A 7,645-nucleotide genomic window follows, 5' to 3' on the forward strand; every position below is an offset into this window, starting at 1 on the left:
CTATGAAATTGAAACCCAGGTGCATCCAGACGGGGATACGCCGCGTGTTACAGGCCACCGTGGTTCTTGCCACGGTGGCTTCTTGCACGGAAACGGGGTCCTCTGGGGATCTGGATGCACCTGGCATTGATCGTAAAGCCCCGGCCGAAGATCAGATTGCAGTAGGCAACCGGCTGATGGCTTCGGGTGAATACGAGCTTGCGTTGGATGCCTTTATCCGCGCAGCGCTCAATCAGGGAATGACAACGCAGATCCTGACCTCGATGGGGACGGCAAATCTGGGCCTTCGGAGGCTTGGACAGGCGGAAACGCTGCTGCGCCGAGCGGTTGAAGATGACCCCGAATGGTCTGTCGCCTGGAACAATCTGGGTGTGTTGCTGATGGAAATCGGTGAATACCCCGAGGCCGCTCAGGTCTTTCGCCGGGCCTATGCTCTCGATAATGGCGAAAGTGACGCAATTCGGGACAATCTGCGGTTAGCTCTCGCAAAAATGGAAAATACTGATAATAATACCCCTCAAGAACAAGAATACACACTGGAGCAGCAAGGCGACGGGCAATTCATGCTGCGCAAGCTCCCGTAACATAGGCAAGAGCAGTAAGGGACGCAAAAATGCGCCAACAATTCTTGATTCCGTCTATCGCAATCTGCGGGCTGATCCTCTCAGCCTGTGAAAAAGAGTCCGAGGAAGAAAAGGTCGAGCGTACATTTCAGGAGGTGAACGTCATTGACGAGACCAACCTGAACGACGTTCTTCTGTCGGCCGCCGACCCAAACGAAGCCGTTACCTATTTCCAGGGTGCCGCCGCCAAGAACCCGGGTCGTATAGACCTGCAACGTGGGCTGGCGATTTCACTGGCGCGCGCTAAACGGACGACCGAGGCAACCGCCGCCTGGAAAAAAGTCACCACGATGAGCGGTGCGACCAATGTAGACAAAGTCGAATACGCAGATTCTCTGGTACGTTCCGGGAACTGGTCACAGGCCAAATCGACATTGGATTCGATCCCGCCGACTTTTGAATCTTTCAAACGCTACCGCCTGGAAGCCGTCGTCGCGGATTCGCAAAAAGACTGGAAACGCGCGGATCATTTCTATGAAACCGCCGTGGGTCTGACGACCCGCCCCGGTGGTGTAATGAACAACTGGGGATATTCCAAACTGACACGCGGCCAGTACGACGAAGCCGAACGGTTATTCACCGAGGCCATTCGACAGGATAACACTCTATTCACGGCAAAGAACAATCTGGTCCTCGCCCGGGCTGCACAGGGCAATTACAGCATGCCTGTCGTTCCCATGTCTCAGGTCGAACGCGCGATGTTGTTGAACACAATGGCCATCTCGGCGGTGAAACGCGGTGATGTGGCGACGGCCAAGAACCTGTTCCGCGAAGCGATCGCCACCCATCCGCAACATTACGACGAAGCCGTTCGATCCCTGCGCGCGCTTGAGGAAGCCTGATACATGCATATTCCAGCGGGTGCTGCGGCCTGGTTTTTGCCGTTCGTACTGCCGATCTGCTATTACGTGGCCTTCACCGACCTGCGTGACATGCTCATCAAGAATCACGCCGTAGTAGCACTGGCTTCGGTATTTGCGGTCATCGGTTTGTTTGTCCTGCCGCCCTGGTCGGATGGTTGGATTACCGGCCCGTTTTCTGTGTCCCTCCCACCCTATTTGTGGCAGCTGTTACATATAGTTGTAATGCTGGTCATCGGCATTCTGCTCAACGCAGCCGGCATTATGGGAGCCGGAGACGCAAAATTCATAGCCGCGGCCTCAGCCTTTGTTTGGATGGGCGATTTCACATTGGTATTGTTGATCCTGATGTCGACCACCTTGGCGGCCTTTGTCACGCATCGATTGGCCAAACATACCGCCCTCAGAGCTATTGCCCCAGATTGGGAAAGCTGGCGTCGGGACAAACAATTTCCAATGGGTTTCGCGCTTGGTGCAACCCTGGCCATCTACCTGATACTTGGAACTGTTTACGGCTCGTAAACTATCATCAGTCCGCCTTGTCCCCGCCTTGGAACTGACACAAAGCCCGGCCAAATTTTCGTCAAAGGGCCCTTTTCAGGGCTATTGGCGTGAATACTGAATTAGACGGGCAACGCTCATGAATATGCAGACAACCTCGGTAATGGCCCCCCCTACCCCAAAGGGGTTGGGCGATATGCAGCTTCCTATTGTTATGATGCGGGATATCCTGCTGAAAACTATCTTTCGTAAAACCGTAGATACAGTTTCCGAAGTTGCCCAAGCGATCTGCTTGCCGGGTTCTGTCACACAGGAATTGATCGACCTTGCCCGCGAACAAAAGCTGCTGGAAGCAACCGGTACTTTGAACGCCAACAGCGGCAATGAGATGGGGTATCAACTGACCGATGCGGGCAAAGCGCGTGCATTGGATGCGCTGAGCCAGTCCGAATATTTCGGCGCCATGCCCGTCCCGTTGGATGTGTACCGCGAGCAGGTAAAACGCCAGTCGATCCGGAATATCCAGGTTTCCCGCGACCAGTTGACCGGGGCAATGGGCCATCTGGTTCTGCCTGACAGCCTGCTGGACCACCTTGGACCCGCGGTCAGTGCAGGCCGATCAATCCTGATGTATGGACCTCCGGGTAATGGTAAATCCTCTATCTCGAACGGTATTCGGGATGCTTTGGGCGATAATGTCTATGTCCCATATGCCATCGAATACGCTGGTCAGGTGATCACGGTGTATGACCCGATTGTACACACAGCCATCGAACAAGAAGCAGATGATCCCAATAGCTTGCGCCGCCGCAAGCGGTTTGATTCGCGCTATGTCCAATGTGAAAGACCAACTGTTGTGACTGGCGGTGAACTGTCACTCAGCATGCTCGATCTGGTTTATAACCCTACGGCGCGGACCTATCAGGCCCCGCTGCAGCTGAAATCGACGGGCGGCATCTTTATCGTTGACGACCTTGGCCGTCAGCAGGAACCACCTCAGGCCCTGATCAACCGCTGGATTGTTCCACTGGAAGAGAACAAGGATATCCTTGGCCTGCAATCGGGTGAAAAATTCGAAGTGCCCTTTGACACGCTGGTCATCTTTTCGACCAACTTTCACCCCAACGAGATCTTTGACCAAGCCGCTTTGCGCCGGATCTTCTTCAAGATCAAGATTGACGGTCCGAACCAAGAGAACTTCCTGAAAATCTTCGCCATGGTGGCCCGCAAACGCGGGATGCCTCTGGACGAGGCCGCATTGGTCCATCTGCTAAAGGTCAAATACCCGACCATCGACAACATCTATGCGAACTATCAGCCGATATTCCTGATTGATCAGATGATCTCGATCTGCGAATTCGAGGGCATCCCCTATCAGATGAGCCCCGATCTGATTGAACGCGCTTGGGCCAACATGTTCGTCAAAGATGAGAAAATCGTCAAATAACCTAATGCCATTTCGCTGACGGGCCGGGTAATCTGCCTTTATGACGCAGATTCCCGCCCGGATTACTGACTGGTTTGAAGACAAAGGTTGGTCCATCCACCCGCATCAGCAGGACATGTACGACCGGGCCCTTGAACCGGCGACGTTGCTGATAGCCCCCACCGGCGGGGGCAAGACAATGGCCGGATTTCTACCCACGCTGGCCGATCTGGCAGAGCGGGACCATGATGGCCTGCATACAATCTACGTCTCCCCTCTCAAGGCGCTGGCGGCAGATATCCGGCGAAACCTGCGTGGCCCAGCCGAGGAAATGGGCCTGGCCGTCCGGATTGAGGACCGCACCGGAGATACCTCAGCCACACAGAAAAAGCGTCAGCGAGTTGACCCACCGCAGATCCTTTTGACCACACCTGAAAGCCTGGCCCTGCTGACCTCTTATGAAGACGCCGGGCGGATGTTTCAGGGCGTGCAACGGGTGGTTGTCGATGAAATCCACGCCCTGGCCGAGAGCAAACGTGGCGACCAGCTGATGCTGGCGCTGGCCCGTCTGCAGGGGCTCTGCCCGGACCTGCGCAGGGTGGGCCTGTCTGCAACGGTCGAAGACCCCAATGCGATTGCCCGATTTCTGGCACGTCACCCTGATCCCTGCCGGATCGTTGAGGCCGATCCTGGGCCTGACCCCGATATCCAAATGTTGGAAACGCCGGAAATGCCTCCGTGGTCGGGCGGTGGCGCGGCCTATTCCATCCCTGCCGTTCTGGACCAGATCCGGAAGCATAAGACGACGCTTATCTTTCACAACACCCGCGCACAGGCCGAGATTTTCTTTCACAACCTCTGGCTTGCCAACGAAGACGGGCTGCCGATTGGCATTCATCACGGCAGTCTGGACAGGCAGCAACGCGAACGTGTCGAGGCCGCAATGGTTCGCGGTGAACTGCGCGCGATCGTCTGCACAGGCAGTCTGGATCTTGGTATTGATTGGGGCGATGTCGACCTGGTCATTCAGATCGGGGCGCCCAAAAACGTCAAAAGGCTGGTTCAGCGCATCGGGCGCGCAAATCACAGATACAACGCCCCCTCCAAAGCATTGTTAGTGCCCGCAAACCGCTTCGAAGTTGTGGAATGCATAGCGGCACTTGAGGCTGTAAAAGCTCATGATCTGGACGGTGATCCCCGCGGCGCAGGTCCACGCGATGTGTTGTGTCAACATATCCTGATTGCCGCAGCATCCGGGCCATTCTTGGCCGATGACCTGTTCCGGCAAATGACCGCAGCGGGCCCCTATGCCGGGTTGACCCGAGCAGAGTTCGACGCCTGTTTGGACTTTTGTGCAACCGGGGGCTATGCCCTGCGCGCCTATGATCGGTGGCAAAGGCTGCAGCTACGGCCAGATGGGCAATGGCAGCTGCGTGACCCCCGTGCTGCGCAGCGTATCCGCATGAACCTTGGCACGATTCAGGACACAGATACGTTGAAAGTCCGCCTGAAACGCAATCGAGGGGGCAAGCCTCTGGGAGAGGTCGAAGAAGCCTTTGCTGCCTCGCTGACCCACGGAGATACCTTTCTGATCGGCGGCCAGATCGTGCGCTATGAGGGATTGCGCGAGATGACGGTCGAAGTCAGCCGCCGAGCGGATAAGAAGCCCAAGATCGCAACGTTTTCAGGCACCAAATTTGCGACCTCGACGCAGCTGAGCGACCGTATCCTGCGGCTGTTTGCACAGCCCGATTGGCCCCAGTTACCCGCGCATACCGCAGATTGGCTGGTGTTGCAGCGCGATATCTCGCGCCTGCCTCAGCGTGACAGGTTACTGATCGAAAGTTTCCCCAACGATGGGCGCGAAAACCTGTGTGTCTATGGTTTTGCGGGTCGCAACGCCCAGCAGACGCTGGGGCTGTTGCTGACCAAACGGATGGAAGAAACGGACCTTGCACCGCTGGGCTTTGTTGCCACCGACTATGCAACCCTGATCTGGGGGTTGGACGCGGTGATAGACCCGCGTCCGCTATTTCAGCCCGACGAGCTGCGCAACGGCTTGGAAACCTGGCTGGCGGGCAATGCCGTGATGAAGCGCACCTTTCGTGCCTCGGCCACGATTGCAGGGCTGATCGAACGGAACATGGCCGGTCAGCGCAAAAGTGGTCGGCAAGCCACGTTTTCCTCAGATATCCTCTACGATACTTTGCTGAAATACGATCCCGATCACCTGTTAATGCAGATCACCCGAGAAGAGGCCATGCGCGGTCTCGTCGATTTCGGGCGGATCGAGGCACTGATCGAGCGGATCGGGGGACGTATAGATCTGATGCGATTGGATCGGGTTTCACCTCTGGCTGCACCACTGTTTCTTGAGGTTGGCAAGGTACCCGTCAAAGGTGCTGCTGAAGAACGCTTGCTGGCGGAAGAAAGCGCGCGCCTATTGCAAGAGGCTGGGCTGAAATCCTGCTAAAACCTCTTGCACGCGATAGCGGAACGTCGCAAAGAACGTAACATGAACGAAGTTTCGATCTGTTTAGCCGGGCAAAATCTGCTCGCGCTTGGGTCTGGTGCCCTTTGGTGGCCCGACAAAAGCGTGCTTTGCGTGTCCGATCTGCATCTGGGTAAATCCGAGCGTTTGGCGCGCCGGGGCGGCACGACATTACCTCCCTATGACAGCCAGGACACCCTGGCCCGATTGGCCGCAGATATCGAGCACACGCAGCCTGACATCGTTATTTGCCTTGGGGATAGTTTTGATGATCTTGATGCCCTAAACGCCTTGAGTGTGCCCGACAGGCTGCAGATTACGGCGATGCAGGCCGGTCGCCGCTGGGTCTGGATCGAAGGAAACCATGACCCCGGCCCGGTAGATCTGGGCGGAAGCCATTTGGCCGAATATGCGGTTGACCCTCTGGTCTTTCGTCATATTGCGCAACCCAAGGGCAAGGCTGAGGTTTCGGGACATTACCACCCCAAGGCGCGCGTGCGGGTTCGCGGTCGTTCCATCACCCGCCCCGCCTTCCTGATGGATCAGGCGCGTCTGATCCTGCCTGCCTATGGGACTTATACTGGTGGGCTCTTTAGCTCGGATCACGTTCTGGACGCCTTGATGAGCGATCAGGCAATGGCGATCCTGACAGGGAAAATCCCGCAAATGATCCCAATGCCCAGATAGGGCGGCTCAGATCAGACCATCTTCCTCTAGGAACGGACGGTATTTCCTGCTGACCGGAACAAGCTCTTCGTTCTTCAGGCGCAACATGATCTTGCCACCCTTACGTTCGACCCCAGCAATGGCGTCATCGACAACCCAATGCGATCTGTGCGTGCAATGGCCCGGTATAGGTTCCATTTCCTCTATGGCGTCGGTAAAACGCGACCGGATCGTAAACGTGCCCTCAGAAGTCACCACATCCACATAGTGGTCTTGGACCGTCAAGCGATAGACCCGGCCCTGAAAGGATCCCGGCAACCGCTTGTACATGCGCGGCAGCGGAATTTCAGCATATTCGGATTGAGGTTTCGATGCCTCACGCCGCACCAGGATCAAGCCCACCGACAGCAAGGCGCCATAAGATGTTACGGATAACATATCCGGGCACGGCAGTCCGTTGGCCGAAAACAGCAACCAGACCATCAACCAAAGGCTTGGAACGAAAAGGACGAAAACCAAAGATATCAGCACAAGGTCGCGCCCAGAAAACTCGGTCTCAGCGAACAACCTACGCAACAATCTTCTTGCGACGCAGGTCACTCCTAGCGCCAGCGCCATCACCCCGATCCAGAAGGCCAAGCGCCAAGGAAAGGTTACTTCGATGGCCTGAAATGGTTGGAATACGAAGGACAATAGCAGAAGGAAAACCAGCCCGGCAATCAACCGGTACCCTACTATTTCGGCGAAAACTGGGCGCAGTTTCGTGAACATAAACACTCGACAACAACTCTCCGGGTCCAGCCAATACTACCGGGGACTTGCCATATTACAACGTAACCGGCTGGAATAGAAAGTTTATCACCAATACAGGCACATTCAATGCCCGTAATCTCACACTTAGTTTACATATTAACAAATTTTAGGCCGGGGAGTTCCCCGGCCCTGAAAATCTACATGCACGACTGTCCGCTATGGGTCACACAGTCAGGCCTTCTGGTTCGGGGAGTTTGTTTGCGCGGCATGCGGCGGTCAGGGTGTTGGCCAGCAGGCATGCGATTGTCATGGGGCCGACGCCACC

Annotated in this window: 7 protein-coding genes and 1 pseudogene; 6 read left to right on the plus strand and 2 right to left on the minus strand. The window is 56.0% G+C overall.

All coding sequences use genetic code 11. From position 1 onward, the window contains the following. Positions 1 to 2: 2 nt before the first annotated feature. The 6 genes from AC2FIM_RS15560 to pdeM all read left to right on the plus strand — a co-directional run bounded on the left by AC2FIM_RS15560 (position 3) and on the right by pdeM (position 6,588). Positions 3 to 584 (plus strand): tetratricopeptide repeat protein, encoded by a 582-nt coding sequence (locus AC2FIM_RS15560; protein ID WP_185956705.1) that lies wholly within the window; start codon positions 3 to 5, stop codon positions 582 to 584. A gap of 29 nt (positions 585 to 613) precedes the next feature. Beyond that, positions 614 to 1,465 carry a tetratricopeptide repeat protein gene (locus AC2FIM_RS15565; RefSeq protein ID WP_271950518.1) on the plus strand — a complete coding sequence of 284 codons (852 nt, stop codon included), beginning with the start codon at positions 614 to 616 and terminating at the stop codon, positions 1,463 to 1,465. Positions 1,466 to 1,468: 3 nt separating this feature from the next. After that, positions 1,469 to 2,005 (plus strand): prepilin peptidase, encoded by a 537-nt coding sequence (locus AC2FIM_RS15570; protein WP_142637956.1) that lies wholly within the window; start codon positions 1,469 to 1,471, stop codon positions 2,003 to 2,005. Between the two features lie 118 nt (positions 2,006 to 2,123). Then, positions 2,124 to 3,431 carry a DUF8689 domain-containing protein gene (locus AC2FIM_RS15575; RefSeq protein ID WP_142637954.1) on the plus strand — a complete coding sequence of 436 codons (1,308 nt, stop codon included), beginning with the start codon at positions 2,124 to 2,126 and terminating at the stop codon, positions 3,429 to 3,431. Positions 3,432 to 3,471: 40 nt separating this feature from the next. Continuing rightward, positions 3,472 to 5,883: a ligase-associated DNA damage response DEXH box helicase gene (locus AC2FIM_RS15580; RefSeq protein ID WP_271950521.1), complete on the plus strand. Its 2,412-nt coding sequence runs from the start codon at positions 3,472 to 3,474 to the stop codon at positions 5,881 to 5,883. Positions 5,884 to 5,925: 42 nt separating this feature from the next. Next, positions 5,926 to 6,588, plus strand: coding sequence for a ligase-associated DNA damage response endonuclease PdeM (pdeM, locus tag AC2FIM_RS15585; protein WP_142638200.1), 663 nt, complete (start codon positions 5,926 to 5,928; stop codon positions 6,586 to 6,588). A gap of 6 nt (positions 6,589 to 6,594) precedes the next feature. Here the strand turns inward: pdeM and AC2FIM_RS15590 are convergent, their stop codons facing one another. Next, positions 6,595 to 7,338 (minus strand): LytTR family DNA-binding domain-containing protein, encoded by a 744-nt coding sequence (locus AC2FIM_RS15590; protein ID WP_271950522.1) that lies wholly within the window; start codon positions 7,336 to 7,338, stop codon positions 6,595 to 6,597. Positions 7,339 to 7,543: 205 nt separating this feature from the next. Continuing rightward, positions 7,544 to 7,645 (minus strand): annotated as a pseudogene (locus AC2FIM_RS15595) (bifunctional methylenetetrahydrofolate dehydrogenase/methenyltetrahydrofolate cyclohydrolase); the annotation flags it as partial.

This window comes from Ruegeria sp. CDSC052, from assembly GCF_059610685.1.